The organism is Labrenzia sp. THAF187b (assembly GCF_009363375.1).
In the GTDB taxonomy this organism is placed as follows: domain Bacteria; phylum Pseudomonadota; class Alphaproteobacteria; order Rhizobiales; family Stappiaceae; genus Roseibium; species Roseibium algicola.
On the sequence record NZ_CP045344.1, the window covers coordinates 4579930 to 4603726 of the forward strand.

General features: G+C 57.7%; 20 protein-coding genes and 1 tRNA gene. 9 read left to right on the plus strand and 12 right to left on the minus strand.

Going from position 1 to position 23797, the window contains the following annotated elements:
- Positions 1 to 159: 159 nt before the first annotated feature.
- Together sufB and FIV03_RS21110 are read right to left on the minus strand one after the other, a co-directional pair.
- Positions 160 to 1632, minus strand: coding sequence for a Fe-S cluster assembly protein SufB (gene sufB, locus FIV03_RS21105; protein ID WP_031268546.1), 1473 nt, complete (start codon positions 1630 to 1632; stop codon positions 160 to 162).
- A 103-nt stretch (positions 1633 to 1735) separates the two neighbouring features.
- Entirely contained in the window at positions 1736 to 2905 is a 1170-nt protein-coding gene (locus FIV03_RS21110; protein WP_152510867.1) for a cysteine desulfurase family protein, read from the minus strand.
- Positions 2906 to 3205: 300 nt separating this feature from the next.
- Between FIV03_RS21110 and FIV03_RS21115 the strand changes: the two genes are divergently transcribed.
- The 3 genes from FIV03_RS21115 to FIV03_RS21125 all read left to right on the plus strand — a co-directional run bounded on the left by FIV03_RS21115 (position 3206) and on the right by FIV03_RS21125 (position 5300).
- The gene (locus FIV03_RS21115) at positions 3206 to 3874 is read left to right on the plus strand and encodes an alpha/beta hydrolase (RefSeq protein ID WP_022998747.1); all 669 of its coding nucleotides are present in this window, start codon (positions 3206 to 3208) and stop codon (positions 3872 to 3874) included.
- A gap of 60 nt (positions 3875 to 3934) precedes the next feature.
- Positions 3935 to 4411 carry a GNAT family N-acetyltransferase gene (locus FIV03_RS21120; protein ID WP_152510868.1) on the plus strand — a complete coding sequence of 159 codons (477 nt, stop codon included), beginning with the start codon at positions 3935 to 3937 and terminating at the stop codon, positions 4409 to 4411.
- Between the two features lie 88 nt (positions 4412 to 4499).
- Positions 4500 to 5300, plus strand: coding sequence for a GNAT family N-acetyltransferase (locus FIV03_RS21125; protein WP_152510869.1), 801 nt, complete (start codon positions 4500 to 4502; stop codon positions 5298 to 5300).
- A 27-nt stretch (positions 5301 to 5327) separates the two neighbouring features.
- Here the strand turns inward: FIV03_RS21125 and FIV03_RS21130 are convergent, their stop codons facing one another.
- Both FIV03_RS21130 and FIV03_RS21135 read right to left on the minus strand, forming a co-directional pair.
- Complete coding sequence (locus FIV03_RS21130) at positions 5328 to 5810, minus strand: DUF2155 domain-containing protein (protein WP_145903564.1); 483 nt, start codon at positions 5808 to 5810, stop codon at positions 5328 to 5330.
- A gap of 177 nt (positions 5811 to 5987) precedes the next feature.
- Complete coding sequence (locus FIV03_RS21135; RefSeq protein WP_152510870.1) at positions 5988 to 8918, minus strand: valine--tRNA ligase; 2931 nt, start codon at positions 8916 to 8918, stop codon at positions 5988 to 5990.
- Between the two features lie 20 nt (positions 8919 to 8938).
- Between FIV03_RS21135 and FIV03_RS21140 the strand changes: the two genes are divergently transcribed.
- On the plus strand, positions 8939 to 9529 hold the full coding sequence (locus tag FIV03_RS21140) for a DUF1284 domain-containing protein (protein WP_286202215.1): 591 nt from the start codon (positions 8939 to 8941) through the stop codon (positions 9527 to 9529).
- Positions 9530 to 9550: 21 nt separating this feature from the next.
- Here FIV03_RS21140 and FIV03_RS21145 read toward each other — a convergent pair whose 3' ends face one another.
- From FIV03_RS21145 to FIV03_RS21155, 3 genes are all read right to left on the minus strand, one after another.
- A complete protein-coding gene (locus tag FIV03_RS21145) occupies positions 9551 to 10294 on the minus strand; it encodes a DUF2497 domain-containing protein (protein ID WP_022998753.1) in 744 nt (247 codons plus the stop codon).
- A 284-nt stretch (positions 10295 to 10578) separates the two neighbouring features.
- Positions 10579 to 11943, minus strand: a complete 1365-nt coding sequence (locus tag FIV03_RS21150; protein WP_286202216.1) for a TolC family outer membrane protein — start codon at positions 11941 to 11943, stop codon at positions 10579 to 10581.
- A gap of 237 nt (positions 11944 to 12180) precedes the next feature.
- Positions 12181 to 12843 carry a protein-L-isoaspartate O-methyltransferase gene (locus FIV03_RS21155; RefSeq protein ID WP_055656503.1) on the minus strand — a complete coding sequence of 221 codons (663 nt, stop codon included), beginning with the start codon at positions 12841 to 12843 and terminating at the stop codon, positions 12181 to 12183.
- 250 nt (positions 12844 to 13093) lie between these two features.
- Here FIV03_RS21155 and FIV03_RS21160 point away from each other — a divergent pair.
- The 3 genes from FIV03_RS21160 (at position 13094) to FIV03_RS21170 (ending at position 14949) form a co-directional block, all read left to right on the plus strand.
- Positions 13094 to 13167, plus strand: a tRNA-Cys gene (locus FIV03_RS21160).
- Between the two features lie 187 nt (positions 13168 to 13354).
- On the plus strand, positions 13355 to 13720 hold the full coding sequence (locus tag FIV03_RS21165; RefSeq protein WP_022998757.1) for a hypothetical protein: 366 nt from the start codon (positions 13355 to 13357) through the stop codon (positions 13718 to 13720).
- A gap of 98 nt (positions 13721 to 13818) precedes the next feature.
- The gene (locus FIV03_RS21170) at positions 13819 to 14949 is read left to right on the plus strand and encodes a carboxylate-amine ligase (protein ID WP_152510871.1); all 1131 of its coding nucleotides are present in this window, start codon (positions 13819 to 13821) and stop codon (positions 14947 to 14949) included.
- 33 nt (positions 14950 to 14982) lie between these two features.
- Here the strand turns inward: FIV03_RS21170 and FIV03_RS21175 are convergent, their stop codons facing one another.
- Positions 14983 to 15225: a hypothetical protein gene (locus FIV03_RS21175; protein WP_152510872.1), complete on the minus strand. Its 243-nt coding sequence runs from the start codon at positions 15223 to 15225 to the stop codon at positions 14983 to 14985.
- 324 nt (positions 15226 to 15549) lie between these two features.
- On the opposite strand from FIV03_RS21175, the gene cobD reads away from it, so the two are divergent.
- Together cobD and cbiB are read left to right on the plus strand one after the other, a co-directional pair.
- A complete protein-coding gene (gene cobD, locus FIV03_RS21180; protein ID WP_152510873.1) occupies positions 15550 to 16551 on the plus strand; it encodes a threonine-phosphate decarboxylase CobD in 1002 nt (333 codons plus the stop codon).
- A 9-nt stretch (positions 16552 to 16560) separates the two neighbouring features.
- The gene (gene cbiB, locus FIV03_RS21185) at positions 16561 to 17538 is read left to right on the plus strand and encodes an adenosylcobinamide-phosphate synthase CbiB (protein WP_152510874.1); all 978 of its coding nucleotides are present in this window, start codon (positions 16561 to 16563) and stop codon (positions 17536 to 17538) included.
- A gap of 1 nt (position 17539) precedes the next feature.
- On the opposite strand, the gene FIV03_RS21190 is transcribed toward cbiB, so the two are convergent.
- Genes FIV03_RS21190 through cobN form a run of 4 tightly spaced genes read right to left on the minus strand, consistent with a single transcriptional unit; the run spans position 17540 to position 23780 of the window.
- Positions 17540 to 19030, minus strand: coding sequence for a cobyric acid synthase (locus FIV03_RS21190; RefSeq protein WP_152510875.1), 1491 nt, complete (start codon positions 19028 to 19030; stop codon positions 17540 to 17542).
- 6 nt (positions 19031 to 19036) lie between these two features.
- Positions 19037 to 19336, minus strand: coding sequence for a YrhK family protein (locus tag FIV03_RS21195; RefSeq protein WP_152510876.1), 300 nt, complete (start codon positions 19334 to 19336; stop codon positions 19037 to 19039).
- Between the two features lie 50 nt (positions 19337 to 19386).
- A complete protein-coding gene (gene cobO / locus FIV03_RS21200; RefSeq protein WP_022998764.1) occupies positions 19387 to 20025 on the minus strand; it encodes a cob(I)yrinic acid a,c-diamide adenosyltransferase in 639 nt (212 codons plus the stop codon).
- Complete coding sequence (cobN, locus tag FIV03_RS21205; RefSeq protein WP_152510877.1) at positions 20022 to 23780, minus strand: cobaltochelatase subunit CobN; 3759 nt, start codon at positions 23778 to 23780, stop codon at positions 20022 to 20024. Before cobN ends, cobO begins: the two co-directional genes overlap by 4 nt.
- Positions 23781 to 23797: the final 17 nt, after the last annotated feature.

A 23797-nucleotide genomic window follows, 5' to 3' on the forward strand; every position in this document is an offset into this window, starting at 1 on the left:
CCTCAGACCGTTTTGAAAATCATGAACCCGCCAGCAGAAACTGCTTCGTAACGGTGATCTTCCCGACGATCACGGAATTTATTCCGTCCAGTTCTTCGGAGCCCCCACAATTCCACTAACCCAACGGGCCGATGGAGGCTCATGGTCGCCATCATCAGCTCAGCCCACGGATCCTTCCAGGCTGATCGAGATCAGCTTCTGTGCCTCGACGGCGAATTCCATCGGCAGCTGCTGGATAACGTCCTTGACGAAACCGTTGACGATCAGCGCCACGGCTTCTTCTTCGGAAAGGCCGCGCTGCAGGCAGTAAAACATCTGGTCGTCCGAGATCTTCGAGGTGGTCGCCTCGTGTTCGAACTGGGCCGAGGCATTCTTGCTCTCGATGTAAGGCACTGTGTGAGCACCGCAGTCCTGACCGATCAGAAGCGAGTCACACTGGGTGAAGTTGCGCGCATTCGAGGCTTTCCGGTGAGCGGAAACCAGGCCACGATAAGTGTTCTGGGACTTGCCTGCGGAAATGCCCTTGGAAATGATCCGGCTGGAAGAGTTCTTGCCCAGATGGATCATCTTTGTGCCACTGTCGACCTGCTGATAGCCGTTGGAAACCGCGATCGAATAGAACTCACCACGCGAATTTTCGCCGCGCAGGATGCAGGACGGGTATTTCCAGGTAATCGCTGATCCTGTCTCGACCTGCGTCCAGGAGATCTTGGAATTCTTGCCGCGGCAGTCGCCACGCTTCGTGACGAAATTATAGATGCCGCCCTTGCCGTCCTTGTCGCCCGGGAACCAGTTCTGGACGGTGGAGTATTTGATCTCCGCATCATCCAGGGCCACCAGTTCAACGACAGCGGCATGAAGCTGGTTCTCGTCGCGCTGAGGTGCCGTACAGCCTTCCAGATAGGAGACGTAAGCGCCCTTCTCGGCAATGATCAGCGTGCGTTCGAACTGACCGGTGTTCTGTTCGTTGATACGGAAATAGGTCGACAGTTCCATAGGGCAGCGAACGCCTTCAGGCACATAGACAAAGGATCCATCCGAAAAGACAGCCGAGTTCAGCGTCGCGTAGTAGTTGTCGGTCACCGGAACGACGGAGCCGAGATACTTCTTCACCAGATCCGGATATTCGCGCAGTGCTTCGGAAATGGAACAGAAGATAACGCCGGCCTTCTTCAGCTCTTCCTTGAACGTGGTCACGACGGAAACGGAATCGAACACAGCATCGACCGCAACCCGGTTCTTGGGCTCGACACCGGCCAGGATTTCCTGCTCGCGCAGCGGAATACCGAGCTTTTCGTAGGTCGCCAGCAGTTCCGGATCGACTTCGTCCAGGCTTTTCGGGCCTTCGACGGATTTCGGAGACGCCCAGTAATAGAGGTCGTCGAGATCGATCTTCGGGTAGGAAACGCGCGCCCAGGTCGGCTCTTCCATCTGCTGAAAGCGGCGCAGCGCATCAAGGCGCCATTCCGTCATCCATTCCGGCTCGTTCTTTTTAGCCGACAGAAAGCGAACGGTTTCCTCGGATAGGCCTTTGGCGCCTTTTTCCGACTCGATATCGGTCACAAAGCCGTATTTATACTGGTCGACATCGATGGCTTTCACCGTATCGATGGTTTCCTGTACAGCTGGCATGTCTTGCCTCCATTCAACAGGCCTCGTGCCTGCTTTTGTTATTTCCTGCAGGGACCTTGTCACCTGCGCCATGTCTGGCAGCGAAGCTGCCTAAATCTTGTCGTCAAGCCGCCTGATGACGTGCTTGCGGATTGAGCCTGCCGACGATTTTCGGCCACAGCTCAAGGAACCTGTCGATATCGGCGCCGCTGGTATTCCACCCCATGCTGATACGCAAGGCGCAGCGGGCAAGATCTTCCGGAACGCCCATGGCTGTCAGCACATGAGACACGGACACCTTGCCGGAAGAGCAGGCTGAACCGGATGAAACCGAGATATGGTCGAGATCGCAGGCGATCAGCGCGGTTTCTGCCGGAATGCCCGGAACGGCAAAGCAACAGGTGTTGGACAGTCTTTCAGCCTTGTCGCCAAAAATAACTGTCGAAGGACAAATCGCGCACAGCCCGGCTTCGAGCTTCGCCTTCATATCGCTCAGATGGCGCGTATCGGCCGATTCTTCAAGAGCGGCCTTGCTGGCAATGCCGAAGCCGGCGATTGCCGAAACATTCTCCGTTCCGCCGCGGCGCCAGTTTTCCTGACCACCGCCAACCATGAGTGGCGCAGGTACACGGGCCGTTGAACGCACCACAACCGCACCGATGCCTTGCGGACCACCGAACTTGTGAGCAGACAGCGTCAGGACATCTGTCTTCCAGCTTTCCAGATCGATCGGCATCCGGCCGGCAGCCTGAACCGCGTCGACGTGAAAGTAGTGGCCGTGTCTTTCGGCAATGGCACCGATTTCGGCAAGAGGCTGGATGACACCGGTTTCATTGTTGGCAGCCATCACGGAAATGAGGCTTGGCCCGGCGTCCTTGACAGCCAGTTCGAGGGCACCGAGCTCAACACGGCCATCGCTGTCGACAGGTATGACCACCTGATCGGAAACCGCAAAGCGTCCGCCAGTCATCACGGAAGGATGCTCAATAGCGCTCCTGAACAACTTGTCGAGGTAAACGGGCGCTCCCTGGTCCTGCCAGGCCGGTGAAAGCGCCGTCATGTTCGCTTCCGTTCCGCCGGAAACAAATGTCACTGCACGGTTCCTGGCGTTGCAAAGACGGGCGACCTGTTCGCGTGCGGTTTCAATGCGTCCACGCGCCTTGCGGCCGTGAGCGTGAACGGAGGATGCGTTGCCTGCATCATTCAGCACCTCGATCATGACCTCACGCGCGGTTTCGCGCAAAGGCGCGCCGGCGTTGTGGTCCAGATAGATCGGGGCTGACTGCTGCTGCATAGCGCCTCTTACGCTTGAACTCGAGTTTCGCAAAGAATCGAATTTTCGCTTTACTATCAGCTACATGTGCGAAAAACCTTGAATTTTTCCGCCATGATGACGATAACTGCCCCCAACCGGTCGAACCGAGCATCGTCTGCCTGCTGAGGGATGGTGCGAACTTTCGAATAATTCTAAACAGGGTTCTAGAAACTCGGAGACAAAGAGTCAAGTTTAGACTTACGGGAAACCACGTATCGTGAGCCCAAATTACCGCGCGATCTTCCTCTGCGCGACAAAATGACAAGGACATAGCGTTTCATGCCTGAGGTGATCTTCAACGGTCCCGCCGGCCGGCTTGAGGGCCGGTTCCATCCCGCCAGAAAACGCAACGCACCCATTGCCCTGGTTCTGCATCTGCATCCGCAATTCGGCGGCACGATGAACAACCAGATCGTCTACCAGATGTACTACATGTTCGCCCGGCGCGGATTTGCAGTGCTGCGTTTCAACTTCCGCGGCGTCGGCCGTTCGCAAGGCTCCTTCGACCATGGCCAGGGCGAACTGTCCGATGCAGCGGCGGCCCTCGACTGGGTGCAGACCGTTCATACAGACGCCCGCGCCTGCTGGATTGCCGGTTTCTCGTTCGGTGCCTGGATCGGCATGCAGTTGCTGATGCGCCGCCCTGAAGTGGAAGGCTTCATCTCGGTCGCCCCACCGGCAAACCTGCACGACTTCTCGTTCCTGGCCCCCTGCCCGTCCTCCGGCCTGATCATTCATGGTGATAACGACAAGGTCGTTCCGCAGAAGGATGTGCAGACGCTGGTCGACAAGCTTAAAACCCAGAAAGGCATCGTGATCGATCACGAAACCATTCCGGGAGCCAACCATTTCTTCGAAAACGATATGGACGAGCTCATGCAGCGTTGCGGCACATATGTGGATGGGCGGCTTGGGCTGACGCCATCCGATTACGTCGACATCGACTGACACGACACCGAAGCCCGCCACCCGGCGGGCTTTTCATTTGTCCGAACGCCTGCGGTTCTCATGCCCGTCTCAACAGACAGTCTCGTCATCCGCTCGGCAAAGTCCGAAGATTTCGAGGGACTTTGCGCGCTCTATGCCCAACTGATTTCCAACGACATTGCCGCTGATGATGATTTTCGCCGCGAAACTTTTCACCAGATCCTGACACAACAAGGTGTCGATTTGCTTGTCGGAAAACTGGCAGGCACATTGGTTGCGACCTGCATGCTGATTGTCGTGCCCAATCTGACACGTGGCTGCGCACCATTCGCCCTTGTTGAAAATGTCATTACACATTCCGACTGGCGAGGGAGCGGAATTGGAAAGGCACTACTTCGTGCTGCCACCGACAAGGCGTTTTCGGCCGGGTGTTTCAAGGTGATGTTGCTGTCGGGTACAGCCAACAAGGACGCTCATCGGTTCTACGAGAGACTAGGGTTCACAACCTCCAAGACTGGCTTTGAATTGCGCGCTCCAGGGTACCCTGCACGCAATTGAGAGCAAGCGCCAAGTCCTTGTAACAATTAGCAGACTGGACAGACCGGTATTTGCCTGCCTTGATTTTCCAGATTGAGAACCGGGAGGCATGAACACGATGGCTGGCTACTTCGGGACCGAACAGCAAATCAAGCTCCAGCAGCGAGCTGAAGAACGTTACGGCTGGAGCATGAAGACGCCCGGAGCCTGCTGCAATGTACGCACGCTCGGTACGGACGATCCTGATGCCCTGGGGGTCGACACCATCTTCGAAGTACTGGCAGAAGATGGCGTGTTCGGGTTTCGTCTTCTTGAAAAAGTCCGTCAGCCCGACCTGGAAAACGCTCTGACGGATAACGGCTACCGGCTGGACACCTGGGATGTCTTCGTGGGCGACACAAATGCGATCCGCGCCGCAACAAGGCCCACCCTTTCAACCGCCCTTCCAGGCGGCATTCGCGCATTTTCAGAGCTTGACGGCGCAGAGGGGCCACTGACGCGTTCGTTCCAGGAATTCATGGCAACGGCTGGAATCGCTCCGTTCTCAGGATCGTTCCTGAACGGCGATCATGGTGCGGTTGTTTCCGTCGGGTTGATGGATGACGCAGGCAGTCTTGCCGCTTGTGCCCACGCCTATCTGCCGCACAATCATCACAGCCCCTATCACAGTTATGCCTGGGGTGGTCTCGTTGCCGTTGCGCCCGAACAACGCGGTAAAGGGCTTGGCACTTACGTCAATGCGCTGATGGCGGACGCAGCACTGACACGGCTTTCTGCGACACATGTCTATGAACTGGTCGCGGCAACGAACACAACATCACGCCGAATGGTCGAAGGTTGCGGGCTGTCGTTGTCGCAAGAACTCTATTCCGGGCTCGCTACCAGGGGAGCAGAACGGTTTACACGATAAGACCCAAAGTCGTTTTCCGACTTCTGCCTACCCCTGGAAGGGTTTCGGACGCGGTACGCCCGGACCAGTATCCAGACCGTCGTCAGGTCCAGCCAACGGGTCTTCACCCTCTGCAACGGTGCCTTTGATCGGAGGACCGGCATAATCTTCTGGCGGCGGAACGCTTGAGGCAAGTTTACAATCGGTCAGCCAGATATCGTACACGGGGTGCTCAACCGCGTGGAGGCCCGGGCTGGCTGCAAACATCCAGCCGGAATAGATCCGCCGTACTTCGTTGTTGAGTGTGATTTCATCGACCTGAACAAAACCGGTCGTAAGAGGCGATTCCGTCTGAGGGCGCGTGTGACAGACCCTCGGCGTGACTTGCAGCGCACCGAACTGGACGGTTTCACCAATGTAAACATCGAAGGAGATGATACGTCCGGTGATCTTGTCGAGGCCCGAAAAGACAGCGACCGGGTTTTCGATCTTTTGAGCGTGTGCAGAAACCAGGGGCATGACCATCGCCATCGCCGCGATTCCAAGGCCTGCGCCCAGGCGCTTTACCGCTTTCATCGTGTCAAACTGGTCCGCCATCAGCTTCAATTCGATTCCTCAGGTGCTAAGCATACGTGTGTTCTTTTATGCGGCGCTAGCACCGAATTGCGGCCCGGAAAAGACAAAGCTCGTTCCGGGCCGAGAAATGATCTAGCCGATTTCCGCCAGACGACTGAGCGCCGTCTGGACCTTCTCCAGCTTTTCCTTGGATTCGGCAACTTTTTCGCGTTCGCCGTCAACAACCTCTTCGGGGGCCTTGGCAACGAATGCCGGGTTGGAAAGCTTCTTCTCGATCTTCGAGATCTCACCTTCCAGCTTGCCGGCTTCCTTCTGAAGCCGGGTCTTTTCGGCACCTAGGTCGATGACCCCGGCGAGTGGCAGACAGACTGTGGCTTCGCCGACAATAATCTGGGCCGCTCCGGAGGGAGCTGCATCAGCCAGGGAAACGGCCTCTGCCCTTGCCAGACGAAGAATGGCAGATTCGTGGGTCTTGAGCCGGGCCTTGGTCTGGTCACTGGCCCCTGCGACGACCACTGAGACCTTCGCACCTGCCGGAATGTTCATTTCCGCGCGAACAGATCTGATTTCGGAAATCAGATCCACGAGCCAGTTGATCTCACCAGCCGCAGCCTCATCGGAAACCTTGGCCTCCGGCCATGCAGTCAGCATCAGCAGGCCATCGTGCGCGTTGCCTTCGTCTCCGAGACGCTCCCACAGTTCTTCCGTCAGGAACGGCATGATCGGATGCAGGACCTTCAGAATTTCGTCCAACGCCCATGCTGCCGTTGCCCGGGTTTCGGCCTTGGCTGCTTCATCTTCACCGTTGAAGATCGGCTTTGCGAGTTCCAGGTACCAGTCGCAGAACGTGTTCCAGGTAAATCGATAGGCAGCACCGGATGCATCGTTGAACCGGAAGTCCTCGAGTGCCTCGGTAACCTCGGCGATGCAGCGGCCTGTTTCCGTTGCGATCCAACGGTTGAGCGTGTGCTTGGTTGCTGCCGGGTCGAATCCTTCCATCCGTGCACAGCCGTTCATTTCGGCGAACCGGGCAGCGTTCCAGAGTTTGGTCGCAAAGCGCTGACCGCCTTCGGCTGCCTGATCGGACATCCGAAGCATCCTGCGGGCCTGCACCTCCTGGCTTGCAAGCGCAAACCGGGTAGCGTCGGCGCCAAAACGGCCGATCAGATCGAGAGGATCGATCACGTTGCCGGTCGACTTGGACATTTTCTTGCCCTTGCCATCAACAACGATCGAGTTGAAGTAAACCGTGTGGAACGGCACTTCGTCCATGAAATGAATGCCCTGCATCATCATCCGGGCAACCCAGAAGAAGATGATGTCGAGACCCGTGATGAGCACATCCGTCTTGTAGTAGCGCTCGAGTTCCGGCGTCTTGTGTGGCCAACCAAGCGTCGAAAACGGCCAGAGCGCAGAGGAGAACCACGTGTCTAGGACGTCCTCATCGCGCGTCAGCGCCTTGCCGCCGGCCATTGCAACGGCCTCTTCCTCGGAATGCGCGCAGTATTCCTTGCCATCTTCATCGTACCAGACGGGGATCTGATGGCCCCACCAGAGCTGGCGGGAAATACACCAGGGCTGAATGTCGTTGAGCCAGTTGAAATAGACCTTGTCGGCGTTGCCAGGAATGAGCTTGGTCGTGCCGTCCTGAACGGCTTTCAGGGCGGGAGCCGCCAGTGTCTTGGCATCGACAAACCATTGGTCCGTCAGCATCGGCTCAATGACGACCTTGGAGCGGTCGCCGAACGGCTGCATGATCTTCTTGGATTCAACCAGCGGCAACCGCTCCGGCGCTTCCGCGCCTTCCTCCAGCGGCCGAACGACGGCCCGGCCAAGCGTGTTCCATTCAGGGGCCTGCCCCTTCATCCAGGCAACGTCCGGATGATCCGCCGGCGCCGTAACTGCCAGACCTTCCGCCGTGATCTGTTCAATAACCCGTTTGCGCGCCTCGAACCTGTCGAGACCGCGCAGGTCGTCCGGAACGATGTTGATGAGATCGACCTCTTGAATGGTCATCTCTGCGCCATCGATGATCGCCTGGGCCTTGGCGGCCTCTTCGACATAAGGCGCACCATCGGCGCGCATCGCACCCTTGGTGTCCATCAGGCGGTACATCGGGATCTTGTTGCGCTGAGCGACACCATAGTCGTTGAAATCATGTGCACCGGTGATCTTGACCGCCCCCGAGCCGAAATCCGGATCCGGATATTCGTCGGTGATGATCGGGATCAGACGGCGATGTTCCTTCGGCCCGACCGGGATTTCGCAAAGTTTGCCGACAATTGGCCTGTAACGCTCATCGTCCGGATGAACGGCAACGGCACCGTCGCCCAGCATGGTTTCCGGCCGCGTCGTGGCAATCGAAATATAGTCACGGGTCTCGCGAAGGGTGATGTTCCCCTCTTCGTCTTTCTCGACGTATTCATAGGTCGCGCCACCGGCCAACGGGTAGCGGAAGTGCCACATGTGTCCATCGGTTTCGATGTTCTCGACCTCGAGATCCGAAATGGCTGTTTCCATCTTCGGATCCCAGTTGACGAGCCGCTTGGACTTGTAGATCAGCCCCTCGTTATAGAGGTCGACAAAAACCTTGCGGACAGCCTCCGACAGGCCTTCGTCCATGGTGAACCGCTCACGCGACCAGTCGCATGATGCGCCCAGACGCTTGAGCTGAGTGATAATCGCGCTGCCGACTTCTCCCTTGTAGCGCCACGCACGCTGTACGAATGCCTCGCGGCCGATCTCTGTGCGGCTCGGCTCATTGCGTTCGGCCATCTGTCTTTCGACAGCGATCTGAAGCGCGATCCCCGCATGATCGGTGCCCGGCTGCCAAAGAGTATCGAAGCCCTGCATGCGCTTCCAGCGGATCAGGATGTCCTGAAGCGTGTTGTTGAGAGCATGCCCCATGTGCAGCGAACCGTTTACGTTCGGCGGCGGAATTACGATGGAAAAGGAGGCTGCACCCTCTTTGGCACCAGCTCCGGCCTTAAAGGCCTCCGCCTTTTCCCAGGTTTCGTAAATCCGCGGCTCAACGCTGGCCGCATCGTAGGTCTTATCCAGCATCAGGGTCACTCAATGGGAGAATGAATTTCGATTTTCGTGAAGCCCGTGTAAATCGGATGCGCTGCCGCAAGTCAACCGCCTATGCGGGCCAAACCTGCTGCCCAGTAGCGCTTTTGATAGGTGAAGTGCCTGTCTGCCGATCAGAACTTGGGTTGAATGACGTTTGCTGCGATAAGCGGGGCATGACCGTTTCAATCCGTCCACACCACCTGCTTTGCATGCTGACCTATCTGGGCAAAGGCTATACGCCGGCCTTTGTCGAAAATTACAGCACAATCGTTCAGCGCCTGAATGAAGGTGAACCCATTGAGCTGGTAGAAGGTCCTGACACCTTGTGCCAGCCAATGTTGGACGAACCGGGTTGCCATTGTCGAAATGAAAGCGTTCGCAACAGGGACCGGACAGCGGCGGCTGATATTGCACTGGTGCTCGGACGCCCTCTTGAAGAGGGCAATTCCGTCGTTTTGGACCGACAGACCCTGTCTTTTCTGAGGGATGCGTTCGCTAACGGCTCAATCCGCAAGGCATGCCAAGGCTGCGAATGGCAGAGCATGTGCTCAGCGATTGCCAGAAACGAATTCAGGGGATGCCATCTGACACCCCCTGACTGAAAATCGTCGGATAAATCCGGCCTAGCGCCGGCGCGTCACGCGCTGAATTTCCTTTTGAACCATCTGCTCGACCATTCCGGGCAGGTTCTGGTCCAGCCATGCCTTCAGCATCGGCCGCAGCATTTCCTTGACCAGCTCCTCAACCGTCTGCGCCTGCGAGCCTACAAACATGTTCGACAGGTTGTCGAATGCTGCATGAACAGCTTCACCGGTGTTCTGCGATGTCAAAGGGGCGTCGTCCGCCACATTCGGCAGATCGTCAGGCACCGGCCGAGCGGCCATCACAGGCTCAGGGTCGAAAACAGGTTCCGGTTCGGGATCAAATTCAGGAGCAGGTGGAGCCGCGAAGGAAATGTCCCCTTCGTCGCCGTCCAGGTCCTCTGCCATTCCTTCGACAATGTCCATCGCATCATCGTCAGGAATCGCCAGTTCCTCGGTCAGCTCCAGAACGTCTTCGCCTTCGTCTTCTTCGGCATCCGCAGCCATGGCTGCAGCCATGTCATCCGCGTCGTCGTCTTCTACCGGAAGGTCGTCTTCGTCGTCGTCGCTGCTCATGTCGAACAGCTTGTCGAGATCGTCCTGGGACATTTCGGAGGCATTGCCCATATCGTCCGCCGCCTCTTCTTCTACTGGTGTCTCTACGGGTTCGCTGCTGCCGCTTTCGCCGTCTTCGGCTCCCTGGGAGTCCTCATCGGATATGATTCGGCGGATCGACGCGAGGATTTCCTCCATCGACGGCTCATCAGCCTTCTTCGCCTGCGCCATGACTTCCCCCGTACTTACCGGCTACGCTCAGGAACAATCTGTTCCATCAAAATGATTCGTTAACCGAAATTATGCGGGTCAATAAGAAACGCGCAAAGTGAACGCGCCCCGAAGCATCGCCTTATCCCCTTTTTAGTCGGGAATTACCGATCAAGGGTGGAATTCAGCCAGGCGTTTCACGTCATCCTTCGTAAATTTGTCAGGATGTTCAGCCGAATAACAAAAGCGGCTGAAGATCTTTCGACCGTCAGCCGCCATCGTGAAGAATATAAGTTACCAGTTTCTTACCGGCCATCCGGAGTGCGCAGACCAAACCACTGGTCCCGCACGGCTTCGTAATGCTGCTTCGGATTGTAGCGGGCAACGTTGAGGCCAAGTGATTCAGCGTCCAACCGGCCAATCGAAGCAACCAGCTGATATCCGCTGACAATCCGATTGCGCTGCGCTGTTACGAGGTTGGACTGCTGAATGACCAGTTCGCGCTGCGCGTCAAGAACGTCGAGCGTGGTGCGCTGACCGACGCGCTGCTCTTCAATGACGCCTTCCAGAGCCAGCTGCTGTGCTTCGACAGCGGCCTGGGCTGCAACAATGGAAGCTTCAGCCGCCTGGTAGTTACCCCAGGCGGAAATGACGTTGGCGCGAATCTGATCGCGCGCCACATCCAGCTGCAGACGGGTCTGGCCCAGTTCTTCCTTGGCCTGTCGCACACGCGAAGACACGCCACCACCCTGATAGAGCGGAATGCTGACGTTACCGAAGATCTGCGCATTGTCGCTGTAGTCGGTCGTTGCAGACGGGTTCCACGATCTGGAAATGCTACCATCCAAGGTGACGGTCGGCAGAAGTTCACCTTCGATCGTCTTGATGTTGAAAATGGCGGCATCGACAAGGTGTTGCGCCTGCCGGATCAACGGCTGATGTGTTTCGCTCAGCTGCATCGCCTGGTCAATGGACTTGGGAACGTAGCGGCTGATCGACGTATCGGCCGAAAGGCTGCGTGCCTCAACGCCGATCACCTGACGGTAGATGGCGCGACTTGTATTCAGGTTGGCCATCGCGGTGTTGAGGCTGGCGCGGGCTTCGGCAGCGCGGGCTTCCGCCTGGCTGACGTCCGTCCGGGTGCCCTCACCTACGTCAAACCGGTCACGTGCGGCTCTTACCTGTTCCTGAAGGAAGGCAAGGTCACTGCGCTGAAGCGACACCAGAGCCGTATCCCTGATCACATCCACGTAGGACGTTGCCGCATCCAGCAGCGTGTCCTGTTCCGTCGACATCAGGCTTTCGCGCTGAGCACGCACGACAGCTTCTGCCTGACGGGTGGAATTGATCGTCCGGAAGCCGCGGAACAGGGTCTGACTGATCGTCAGCGAGATCGACGCGTTGTTGCGATAGTCGATCGCCGAGTCGGCCCCGGCTGCGAGGCGTCCGGCCGCTGCGGATGCTGTCACGGTTGGCCGCCAGCCTGTCAGTGCCTGAGGCACATTCTCATCCACACCACGAAGCTGCGCACGCGCCGCGTTCAAGGTGGGATTGTTCGAATAGGCAAGCGCCAGCGATTCTCTGATGGTTTCAGCATCAGCGGGGGACAGGGAGGCACCGGTCAAGGCGGTGGCGGAAACGCCACCCAACAGCCCAATAGCAATGGTCAAAACTTTTAGAGTTGAACGACCAGACACCCCACACTCCTTCCGGGTCAACCTATTTGATCCTGTTGAGTAAACTGATGGGTGTTATTCTTCAACCGTTTGAGAGCGGATAATTGCGAATTTCCGCGAGTGCGGCTTAATGGCAACAAGTTATCGCTGCGTTAAGCCATTTCTCGGCTTTTAAAGCAAAAACCCGCCATCATTCGGCGGGTTTCTGTCAGTCCGGACCAAATTGATCGCTCAGAAAACGAATTCGTCAGCCTTGTCGAAGCCAGGAAGCACGCTAACGGAGGCATTGAAACCGAATCGGCTGCTCACCGCAGATCCCGATTTCTGGTAGAGTTTGGCGACACCAGCACCACCGCGCCCTTCAATCACTGTCAGGCGTCCTGTCGGCTTCAGCTGGTCAGTCAGTGCCTTGGGCAGCACTTCGACGGCTCCGTCCACGAAAATGACGTCGTAAGGACCTTCGGAAGAATAGCCCGCTGCCAGTGCACCTTCCACGACCACCGCATTTTCGATGCCGAGATCGACCAGAACCTCGGTCGCGGTCTTGGCAAGGTCCGGATTTTCCTCAAGAGCCACGACGGATGCAGCAAGTTTGGAAACGACTGCAGCGCTGTAACCGGTGCCAGCTCCAATGACCAGAACGACATCACCTTCCCGGATATCCGCCAGTTGAACCAGCTTTCCGAAAATATGCGGCTTCATCAGCATGCGGCCGGTTTCGACTGCTCCAATCGGCAGGTCTTCGTCGATATAGGCAACGGCACGTTTGGATGCGGGAACGAAGCGCTCGCGCGGCACCACTTCCATTGCGTCCAGGATCCGGTGATCGGTCACATCGTTGGTGCGCAGCTGGTTATCCACCATCTTGCGGCGGGACTGATTAAAGTCCGTCATATCGGCCCTCACTTTGACATGCCGGATTACCGGCGCCTCTTGAGAAACGTTCATTAGCGATGCAAAGGCTGCCTGACAAGTATCCGCGCGAGCAGATCCTGCGATGGCACCCGGTTTCTGCCGAAAATAAGCAGCAACTAATGGCTTTCCTCAAATCGATAATCGGCAACGGTGGAAATGTGTACGACGTTGAAAACAGGGCTTGACCAAATCGCGCAACTGTTTGATAAGGCGCGGCACACCACCTAGGGGCCCTGTGGCGGAGTGGTGACGCAGCGGATTGCAAATCCGTGTACACCGGTTCGATTCCGGTCGGGGCCTCCAGACACTTTTTCAAATCATTGCATGTTTTTGGGCGTTCGTTGTCTTGAACGAAGCCGATGCTACATCTTTCCCTTGCGTCATGTTAGCTTCTGTCCAGAAGCCTTGAAAAAGGGGATGTGCCATGAAAACACCAGGTGGAAGTCCGCCAGCGCCAGGCAAACCGGCGCGAGTGATCACGACATCAACCATGAAACGCGTTGAACCGCCCCGGCCGCGCAAGACACCTCAAGCTGTTTCCGCCAGCGACAATACCGCGGCTCTTGTGGAAGCCTTGCGCCAGCGCATCAATGACCTGGAAAACCGAATTGCTGATCTGGAAAGCGTGATTTCGCTACAGAACCAGGATGTCATCATCAGTGCGCCGAAAAGCGTGCTCATCCAGGGCATGGACACTGTCGAGATCTCGGCCGGCAGCAAATTCAAGGTTTCTGCCAGCATGACCGAGACAAGCACTCCGATCGCCAGGTTTTCCGGCATTCTTGAGTGCGACATCGTCAAGGCGAACACGGTGATGGGTGCAGCCTATACGCCTGGCGCGGGTAACATCTGGTAGTTTTTGGCAAGGATGCGGGTGTCGATCGTTTCTCAGGTGCTCCATCCGCATTTATCCTGCCTTGACCGAACGCTGTAACAGCACGGAAGCTGCCTAGCATGAAGGAACCGAGTTTCAGCATTGGCGTCGAGGAAGAATATCTCCTCGTCGACAGATCGACCCGCATGTTGGCGAGTTCGCCACCACCGGAACTGTTCAAGGCCTGCGAAACCGCCCTTGAAGGACGAGTCAGTCCTGAATTTCTGAAATGTCAGATCGAGGTCGGAACACCGGTATGCTTCAGTCTGCAGGAGGTACGCACGGAACTCGGCTATTTCCGCAAGACCATTGCGCGCGAGGCGGCAATGTTCGACATGGCGCCGATTGCGTCTTCAACCCACCCGTTCGCCGACTGGACGGACCAGCCGCACACAGACAAGGAACGTTACAACGAGATCGCCAGGACCATGCAGCTCGTGGTCAAGCGCATGGTGATCTGCGGAATGCATGTTCATGTCGGTATCGAAGACGAAGAACTGCGCATCGAACTGTTCAATCAGCTCGCCTATTTCCTGCCGCACCTGCTCGCACTCAGCACTTCATCCCCGTTCTGGCGTGGTCGGAACACCGGCCTGAAGTCCTATCGTCTATCGGTTTTCAACGAAATGCCGCGGACCGGCCTGCCACCCGGATTCGACAGCTACTTCGACTATCGGCACACGGTCGACATTCTCGTTCGCGCCGGTGTCATCGAAGATGCCACCAAGATCTGGTGGGACCTGCGCCCCTCCGACCGGTTTCCGACACTGGAAATGCGCATTACTGATGTCTGCCCCTTGCTTGACGACGCCGTCGCCATAGCGGCGACTTTCAGATGCCTGTGCCGCATGCTTTACCGGTTGCGCCGCGCCAATCAGGGGTGGAGGCAATATTCACGGTTTCTCCTGGCGGAAAACCGCTGGCAGGCACAACGACACGGCACAAATGCACAACTGATCGATTTCGGCCGCAACGAAACGGCAGCCTTTCCGGACATGATCGAGGAACTGATTGAACTCATTCTCCCGGACGCAGTTCATTTTGACTGCGTGTCCGACGTGAGCCATTTGAGGGAGATCGCCGCCAGAGGCACCTCCGCGGAACGCCAGCTGGAACTGGCTGGCGATATTCCTGAAGACGGTCACCTGCCCCAGGACATTCTCGACAGGATTGTCGATCAGTTGATTTCCGAGACCCAACGAAGGCTTTGATCAATCCAATCGTGCTGTCGGCCCTCGCCACGATCAACCAGGTTGTCTTGGCGGCGTTCCGTGAGCGCCTGTGTGAAAAAACTCGGTCGAACCGGTCAGCACAAAGGCAAACTCGTCGATTTCCTCTATCACCGCGGCGGCAGAGCGTGACAGTCCGGATCTGGAGCGCATGCCGCGCTGCGCCTTGATCAAGGCCTGCCGCGCCAGCGCAAGCTGAGTCAACAGGGCTTCGCGTTCCGCGTCCAGCAATGGTGAATGGTGGTTTGTCTTTGCCATCAGGGCGTCCTTCGGTGCACAATGTTCTTCTTTTGTTCTTTTTTCTGCACTTTGACGGATCTGTCAATGCGCCCAAAGTTGCGTTGCTTTCGGCCGTACCCGCCTCCCTTGCACCCTAATGATAGAAGTGCGGTACCGAACACGGATAAATGTTTGAAAAGGCAGGCAACAGCGCATAACAGCTTTTGGGACAGGACGAACAAATGCGCAGGACGTTCTTGCGGCAACGCATGTCGGGAACCGTCTGTACTTTTGGCCTTCCTACCGGCTAGATGAGTGACAAGAGGCAGATCGGCCGACCTGCCAACTGCAAGAGGCATTTTCATGGAACACGGCGGGGATTTGACCCTTGCGATAGAGCGCTTTGGCGGAACGCATGACGACTGGCTGGATTTATCGACCGGGATAAATCCATACAGCTATCCCGTGCCTGACGACCTGCAGCTGTCCACCTGGACCAGCCTGCCGGCACGCGGGGCCGAAGAACACCTGATTGCAGCTGCTCGCCAAGCTTATCGCATTCCCGACAATCTCGCTGTCTGTGCAGCGCCTGGAACACAGGTTCTGCTGTCGCTTCTACCGATCATACTTCCCGAAGGGCCGGTCGTTCTCGCCTCGCCCACCTACACCAGCCACCGGGATGCCTGGACGCGGGAAAGCCGAGCACCTATCGAAGTATCCAGCGTCTACTCCCTGCCCGCTGATGCAAAGATCGTGGTTCTGGTCAATCCGAACAATCCGGACGGACGTCTGATAGATGTCAAAAGCCTGATCGAAATCGCGCGGACACTGAGCGCACGCGGCGGTTATCTGGTGGTGGACGAAGCCTTTGCCGATGTCGTTCCGGGCGCTACCTTGCTGCCGCACATCGGAACCGAAAACGTTGTCGTTTTGCGGTCCTTCGGAAAGTTCTTCGGTCTTGCGGGACTGCGGATCGGCTTTCTTGCAGGCGAAAAAACCGCCATTTCCAGAATGTCCGGCCTGTTGGACAGCTGGAGCCTCAGCGGACCGGCACTGGAAATCGGAGCCAGGGCACTGCGTGACAGCACCTGGCAGGACCGGACAACCAGGCAGTTGATCGAAGACATGGCGGATCTGACAGTCGCACTTTCCGAGGCAGGTCTCAGCGTCTTCGGCGGCACGCCTCTCTATGCGCTTGCCGGTCTGCGCAATCCAAAAGGCCTGCATGAGGCCCTTGCCCGCCGAAGGATCTGGACGCGGATCTTCGACTACGCACCAACCTGGATCCGCTTTGGCCTTCCAGGTGGACCGGAAAATCTCAAACGTCTGACAGACGCTCTTGCAGAAGCGCTAAAAGAGGTCTGACGGACCGGGATGCTGCTTTACGACCACGCTCTCTGGCTGCTTCTCGCCGCGCTGTTGCTGGACGCCCTGATCGGTGATCCCGACTGGATGTGGCAACGTCTGCCGCATCCGGTTGTCTGGATCGGCAAGTTGATCGGCCTGTTCGACCGGCATTTCAACAAAACGGAATTCGCACCGGCGACGCGCAAGCTCGGCGGCGTGCTGACACTCCTGGCGCTGCTTGCCGGCGCCGGACTTGCCGGTGTCGTCATTGAGGCCGTTGCGAAGTGGCTGCCATATGGCAGGGTGCTTGAGGCTGTCGTAGCTGCGGTGTTTATCGCTCAAAACAGTCTTTACCGTCACGTGGCAGCCGTGCGGGATGGCCTGTTGAAGGATGGGTTGGAAGGTGGCCGCAAGGCGGTTTCCATGATTGTCGGACGTGACCCGAACCGGCTGGACGAAGCCGGTGTCTCGCGGGCAGCCATCGAATCCTGCGCCGAAAATTATTCCGACGGTATCGTGGCGCCCGTATTCTGGTTCGCCTTGCTCGGCCTGCCCGGATTGATTGTCTACAAGGCGGTGAACACAGCCGACAGCATGATTGGCCACAAGAACGAGGTTTACGCCGACTTCGGCTGGGCGGCTGCCCGTTTCGACGATCTGGTCAACCTGCCCGCCTCACGCCTGGCAGGGCTGTTTATCGCCCTGTGTGCGCCCTTGTCCCGAGGCTCGGTCCGCAAAAGCATTGCCTGTATTCTGGACGACGCCCGCAAGCACCGCTCGCCAAATGCCGGTTGGCCGGAGGCTGCCATGGCAGGCGCACTGAACCTGGCTCTTGCAGGACCGCGGATCTATCCGGGTTACACTGTCAATGACCGGTATCTGAATGCGAGTGGACGAAAGGATGCAAGGGCAGAAGATATTTCGCGCGCCTTGAGGATCCTCATTGGCTGCTACGCACTCGAGGCGTTGCTGATTGCAGGTCTGGCGCTATTGCTGGCCTTCTAGGTCAGACGTTTTCAGCCGCGCCGCGTGCGATCGTCAGGATGGCCTCCACGTCGAGGACGCTGTCCAGATGCCCTGCAAGATCATCCAGAATCCTGTCCATGTCCCTGTCGTAACTGATGTCTGAGCGAACGCCGAAGGCATTCAGGTATGCCGTCCGGAAGGCATCGTCGGTGAACAGGCCGTGAATGTAGGTTCCGTAAACACGCCCATCCGCAGAGACCGCACCATCGGACCGACCATCATCAACACGCATCATGGGATTGGCACAGTCTGGCCCGGTCGTTCGGCCAACATGAATTTCGTAACCGGAGACAGGGGCTCCGCTGGCAACATGGGTCGCGCGTGCGGCAACGGTCGATTTGTCTGCCGTCAGTATGGTCTCGACATCCAGATAGCCTAGGCCTTCGACTGTTCCGGGAGATCCCTCGATGCCATCGGGATCCGAGATGATCTTGCCCAGCATCTGATACCCACCGCAGACGCCCAGGATATGCCCGCCCCGTCGGTGGTGTGCCTTGAGATCTATGTCCCATCCCTGTCTGCGGAAAAAGGCGAGATCACCAATCGTGGACTTCGACCCGGGCAAAAGCACGACGTCGGCGTCTCCCGGCAACGGGGTGCCGGGTTGAACAAGCTCAAGCGTTACACCCGGTTCAAGCCGGAGCGGATCCAGGTCGTCGAAGTTGGCGATCCGCGAGATCACGGGAACGACGATCTTGAGCCCCCCGTCACCAAATCCGTCCGCCAGACCGAGCGCATCTTCAGCCGGAAGTTTCGCAGCATCCGCAAACCACGGGACAACACCGAGACCTTGCCATCCAGTGCGCCGCTCGATTTCTCGCAAGCCTTCGTCGAACAGGCTCGGGTCTCCGCGGAACCGATTGATGAAGAAGCCCTTGATGCGCTGTCGTTCGTTTTCTTCCAGCACCGCACAAGTTCCGACGACCGATGCAATAACCCCGCCGCGATCAATATCCGCACAAAGGATCACCGGCAGATCCGCCGCCTCGGCAAATCCCATGTTGGCGATGTCTCCAGAGCGGAGGTTGATTTCCGCAGGGCTTCCTGCCCCCTCGACAATCACCAGATCAACACCTGAGGCGTTTATCGAAAAACTCTCCAGAACCTTCGGTAATAATTCAGCTTTCTGCTTTCCATATTCGCGCGCCCGCATCGTGCCATGTCGCCTGCCCTGTACGATTACCTGAGCACCGGTGTCGGTTTCAGGCTTCAACAGAACGGGGTTCATGTGAACACTCAACGGAACGCGGCAGCCCATGGCCTGAAGCGCCTGGGCCCTGCCGATTTCGCCGCCGTCGGCTGCTACGGCAGCGTTGTTTGACATGTTCTGCGGCTTGAAGGGGCGAACGTTCAGGCCGCGGTTGGCAAAGAGACGGCACAGACCGGCGACGACCAGGCTTTTGCCAACATTCGAGCCTGTGCCCTGGACCATGATTGCCGGCACCTTGCCGGCCGCTTTTGTCTCAACCATGCAACGTCAATCTTTACCGAATGGTGCTGCGCCATATGGCCGAAATTCGCTTGGTACCGGAAGATTGGCGAGCCGCAGTTCCAGCATCAAGCGAACCGTCGGCCGAACGGCAAAGAGAACGGATCCGATCACGAACAACCATGTTCCTGCATACATCAGGCTGTCGTAGAAAAAGAAGACGCTGCCGACAAGAAACGTCAATGCAGCCAGAAATTCGACAACGGTTCGGTAAAGTTCGTATTTCCGGACCGTTTCCACATGCGCCTTCGAGGCCGTGCGAAGACTGTGGTCGAATAGCTTGCTCATCCTCGATCCCCTTTGATTACCTCTGGGTTTCGTGATCCAAGTGCCCGGCTCTAAAACTCGATGCCTTCCTGTGGTTTCACACCAGACCGGAAGGGATGTTTTATCTGGGTCATGTCGGTGACAAGGTCTGCAATGTCGATCAGCTCGTCCTTGGCATTTCGCCCCGTGATGACGACATGCACATCGTCCGGTTTTTCGTTCTTCAGGAAATCGACCACTTCGGCGATGTCCAGATAATCGTAGCGCAGAACGATGTTGAGCTCGTCGCAAAGGATCAGGCGATATTCACCGGATGTGATCATGTCCTTGGCGGCTTGCCAGGCTTCGTTCGCCGCATCGATATCCCGCTGCCGGTCCTGTGTTTCCCACGTGAACCCCTCACCCATCCGTTTGATCGTGACGAGGTCGGAGAACCGTTCCAGCGCCATGCGCTCACCGGTTTCGATCCGGCCCTTCACGAATTGCACCACGCCCACCTTGTGGCCGTGACCGAGAGAACGGAACACCATCCCGAAACCGGCTGTCGACTTGCCTTTGCCCTTGCCCGTGTGGACGATCAGCAAGCCCTTTTCGATGGTCTTGGTCGCCATGATCTTGTCACGCGCAGCCTTTTTCTTGCGCATCTTCTCGGCATGGCGGGCATTGAGTTCTTCTTCGGTCAGTTCCGGCTTGTCCTTGTCGGCGGTCACGATGCGTCCGTCCCTTCCAGTCTTGTTTTCAAATCATTCAGTGCAGCATGGGTCGAATTGCGCCGCGGCGTCCAGAGGCCGCGTTCAATTGCTTCATGAAAGCGGTCCAGCATTTCGGTGAGACCCGCCGGATTGGCATCCTTGAGGAAATCCAGAACTTCTTGGTTATCCACGTAGGCATCATACAGCTGATCAAAATGGTGATCTCCCACGGCACGGGTGGTCGCGGCAAATGCGAACAGATAATCGAGCGTCGCAACCATCTCGAACGCGCCCTTGTAACCATGCCGCATGACACCTGCGATCCATTTCGGGTTTGCCGCACGAGCGCGCACCACGCGGCCGATCTCTTCCGAGAGGGTACGGACCACCGGACGCTCAGGCCGCGAATGGTCGTTGTGGTAGACCGTCGGTGCTTCGCCTTTCAGTGCTTCGACAGTCGCTGCCAGTCCGCCCTCGAACTGATAATAGTCGTCACTGTCCAGAAGATCGTGTTCGCGGTTGTCCTGATTGTGCAGGACTGCGTCCACGGTTTTCAGCCTCGTTTCGAGATCGTGCCTGGCGACGGAGCCTTCCGCACCGCCACCGTAGGCGTAACCACCCCATGTCAGAAAGGCATCGGCAAAATCCGAACGTTCCTCCCAAAGCTTCTCGTCGATCAGCGCCTGCAGACCAGCACCATAGGCACCCGGTTTTGAGCCAAAGACACGGAACCCGGCCCTGCGTTCGGCTTCGTTCTTGTCCAGCCCTTCAGCCTGAAGCCGTGCACTTTCCGATCGCATTCGTGCGGCAATCGGATTGGCTTCGTCCGGTTCTTCAAGCGCACCGACCGCACGGGCGGCGCTGTCAAAAAGATCCATTTGATGCGGGAAGGCATCGCGGAAAAACCCGGAAACCCGCAAGGTAACGTCGACACGCGGTCGTCCAAGCTCTGAAAGCTTCAGAATTTCGAATCCGGTGACACGGCCCGAACCCTGCTCCCACACCGGACGAGCCCCTATAAGCGCCAGCGCCTGGGCAATGTCGTCACCTCCGGTTCGCATGTTGGCAGTGCCCCAACATGTCAGGACCAGCGATTTCGGCCATTCGCCTTCTTCCTGGAAGTACCGTTCTGCAACGAGAGATGCGGATTGCCAGCCGAGCCGCCATGCGGTTTCGGTCGGCACTGCGCGTACATCGACGGAGTAGAAGTTCCGGCCAGTGGGCAGCACATCCGGACGCCCGCGCGAAGGCGCACCGGATGGCCCGGGGGCAACGAACCCACCTTCCAATGCCGTCAGCACCGCGCTTGTTTCTGCGTGTCCGGAGCCGGTTACAGCCGGCCGCAGAACCTGGTTCAGATCATCCAGAACAGCAAGGGTCGATTGCCACGCCCCAGATACTTCTCGATTACCCGCGACGATTTCACGGGCGAGAAGCTCGATACGTTCGACCGTATCGCCTTGCGATCTCCAGGGAGCCTCCAGAACATTTGCAAGGAGCTCCGGTCGACCTTGCTGCCAGGGGGCTGCGAAATCGCAATCCAGTGGATCAAATTTTTCAAAACCGAGGTCCGAAGCGATTGCCCTTTGCAGGCTCTGCTGTTCCGGCCTGTTGCCGCGCGGTACCCTTGCCAACGCAACCAGCAGATCCATCAGTAGGTCGCCTTCGGGGCTTTCACCAAGAATATGCAACCCGTCCCTGATCTGCAGTTCCTTGAGGTCGCACAAGTGAGCATCGAGGCGCGCAAGGCGGGTTTCCTCGTCCATGGTCTCGGTAATGCCGATATCCTTGTCCAGACCATGCCGCGCAGCAGTGTCCAGGATGTCCCGCGTCAATGCCTTCAGGCGGCGCGGGTCAACGCCGCTCGCCAGATAATACTCATCAAGCAGCGTCTCCAGCTCTTCGGCAACGCCATGGCTCTCCGCCCGGGCCAAAGGCGGTGTCAGGTGATCGACAATGACGGCCGAGGTCCGTCGTTTGGCCTGCGCCCCCTCGCCCGGATCATTGACGATGAACGGATAGATGTTCGGAATTGGCCCCAGAACGGCTTCCGGGAAACAGCTTTCAGCCAGGGCCAGTGCCTTGCCGGGGAGCCATTCCAGATTGCCGTGTTTGCCGAGGTGTATGACGGCATCGACGGCGAATTGTTCCCGCAGCCAGATGTAGAAGGCAAAATAGTGGTGCGGCGGCACCAATGCCGGATCGTGGTAGGTTTCCTTCGGATCGATGTTGTAGCCGCGCGCAGGCTGAATACCGACTACCTGGTTGCCGAACCGGTGCAGGGCCAGCCGGAAATGGCCATCCGTTACATGAGGATCGTCCGACGGTGCCCCCCAACGATCAACAACTGCTGACCGAACAACGTCGGGCAACTTGTTGAAGGAACGCTCGTAATCCTGAAGCGACAAGGCCTGATATTCTTCCTTGCCTGATCGGCCCTCCAGGGCATTGGTTACGCCCGAAGTCAGGATATCCATCAAATCGGCGGAGCTTGCTGGAACCCTGCCGGCGTCATAGCCCTCGGCGGACATGGCCTTGAGCAAATGCACGCATGACGCAGGCGTGTCGAGCCCTACGCCGTTGGCAAGACGCCCGTCCCGGTTCGGATAGTTTGCCAGGATTAGGGCCGACTTCTTGGCTGCAGCCGGTTTCCGGCCGAGTTTCCCCCAGGCAGCCGCAAGCGCCGCGGTAAACACGATCCGATCCGGAACAGGCGTAAAGGCAACCGGCGTCGACTGGGTGGCCTCATCGAAGATCCCTTCTTCCTTGAAGGAGACAGCCCGGGTCAATATCCGGCCATCAATCTCCGGCAAGACGACATGCATGGCGAGGTCACGTATCGACAAGCCCTGATCGCTGTCTTCCCAGCCCTCTTTGGAGGAAGACGAAAAGACGACCTGCAGCACAGGTTTGCCGGGACGATCGAGCGGTGTCGGCTGATGGGCTGCTCCCGCCTTCGAGACGGCGAAGGCAGTACCGTTCAACACAACATCAGGCGGAGCCTCATCGAACAGGCTTTCCAGAACGGCGACGGATTCCGCTTCCTTCAGGCTGGACACATAGATCGGCAGTGCATTTACGCCGGCTTTGTCGAGAGCAGCGATCAACGCATCCAGTGGTGCGGTTTGGGCACCTTGCACCAGAGCGCGGTAGAACGTGATCGCTGCAACAGGTCTTTCAGGATCCCGCCAGGAGGCCTTCAGTTGCGCTATATCGGGGGCGGCCTTGCCAGCAAGATAGATACCCGCGCGAGGAAGGGGCACCGGATGCGCGGGCTCCTCGCCCTTTCCGATCAGGTGCGCTGCATATCTCAAGGCATTGGCGTAATTCTCCGCACCGCCTTCCACACAGTATCGCCAGAAGCGATGCACTTCCGCTGATGATCGGGTGGAACGAGACGTCAGTTCTTCGTCCCACTTGTCGTCGCCCGGAATGACGATCAGATCGATACCATTCGCGCGGACTTCTTCTTCAAACCTTTCCAGGCCGTAGCGCCAGTACTCCACTCCACCCAGAATTCTCAGAACGATCAGCCGAGAGCCACGGACGGTCTGTTCGGCATAAAGATCGACCGAATAGGGATGCGACAGGGCCATGAGATTGGCGAGCCGCAGGTCTGCACGGGCTGTTCCAAGCCGTGATTGCGCAGCGGCAAAGCTTCCCAGCTCGGTGTCTGCAGCGGATAGGAACAGAATGTCGGCAGGGGACTGGTCGAGGTCGACCGCGTCCCCGCCGTCATCGATCCGGCGCGTCTGGCTGGCGAGAATGTGCATGCTTGGTCTTTATTTCC

What these genes read in the sequence shown, in the direction of transcription:
- sufB (WP_031268546.1), bottom strand. Translation starts at nt 1,632, where the DNA reads ATGCCAGCTGTACAGGAAACCATCGATACGGTGAAAGCCATCGATGTC.
- FIV03_RS21110 (WP_152510867.1), bottom strand. Translation starts at nt 2,905, where the DNA reads ATGCAGCAGCAGTCAGCCCCGATCTATCTGGACCACAACGCCGGCGCG.
- FIV03_RS21115 (WP_022998747.1), top strand. Translation starts at nt 3,206, where the DNA reads ATGCCTGAGGTGATCTTCAACGGTCCCGCCGGCCGGCTTGAGGGCCGG.
- FIV03_RS21120 (WP_152510868.1), top strand. Translation starts at nt 3,935, where the DNA reads ATGCCCGTCTCAACAGACAGTCTCGTCATCCGCTCGGCAAAGTCCGAA.
- FIV03_RS21125 (WP_152510869.1), top strand. Translation starts at nt 4,500, where the DNA reads ATGAACACGATGGCTGGCTACTTCGGGACCGAACAGCAAATCAAGCTC.
- FIV03_RS21130 (WP_145903564.1), bottom strand. Translation starts at nt 5,810, where the DNA reads ATGGCGATGGTCATGCCCCTGGTTTCTGCACACGCTCAAAAGATCGAA.
- FIV03_RS21135 (WP_152510870.1), bottom strand. Translation starts at nt 8,918, where the DNA reads ATGCTGGATAAGACCTACGATGCGGCCAGCGTTGAGCCGCGGATTTAC.
- FIV03_RS21140 (WP_286202215.1), top strand. Translation starts at nt 8,939, where the DNA reads ATGAATTTCGATTTTCGTGAAGCCCGTGTAAATCGGATGCGCTGCCGC.
- FIV03_RS21145 (WP_022998753.1), bottom strand. Translation starts at nt 10,294, where the DNA reads ATGGCGCAGGCGAAGAAGGCTGATGAGCCGTCGATGGAGGAAATCCTC.
- FIV03_RS21155 (WP_055656503.1), bottom strand. Translation starts at nt 12,843, where the DNA reads ATGACGGACTTTAATCAGTCCCGCCGCAAGATGGTGGATAACCAGCTG.
- FIV03_RS21165 (WP_022998757.1), top strand. Translation starts at nt 13,355, where the DNA reads ATGAAACGCGTTGAACCGCCCCGGCCGCGCAAGACACCTCAAGCTGTT.
- FIV03_RS21170 (WP_152510871.1), top strand. Translation starts at nt 13,819, where the DNA reads ATGAAGGAACCGAGTTTCAGCATTGGCGTCGAGGAAGAATATCTCCTC.
- FIV03_RS21175 (WP_152510872.1), bottom strand. Translation starts at nt 15,225, where the DNA reads ATGGCAAAGACAAACCACCATTCACCATTGCTGGACGCGGAACGCGAA.
- cobD (WP_152510873.1), top strand. Translation starts at nt 15,550, where the DNA reads ATGGAACACGGCGGGGATTTGACCCTTGCGATAGAGCGCTTTGGCGGA.
- cbiB (WP_152510874.1), top strand. Translation starts at nt 16,561, where the DNA reads ATGCTGCTTTACGACCACGCTCTCTGGCTGCTTCTCGCCGCGCTGTTG.
- FIV03_RS21190 (WP_152510875.1), bottom strand. Translation starts at nt 19,030, where the DNA reads ATGGTTGAGACAAAAGCGGCCGGCAAGGTGCCGGCAATCATGGTCCAG.
- FIV03_RS21195 (WP_152510876.1), bottom strand. Translation starts at nt 19,336, where the DNA reads ATGAGCAAGCTATTCGACCACAGTCTTCGCACGGCCTCGAAGGCGCAT.
- cobN (WP_152510877.1), bottom strand. Translation starts at nt 23,780, where the DNA reads ATGCACATTCTCGCCAGCCAGACGCGCCGGATCGATGACGGCGGGGAC.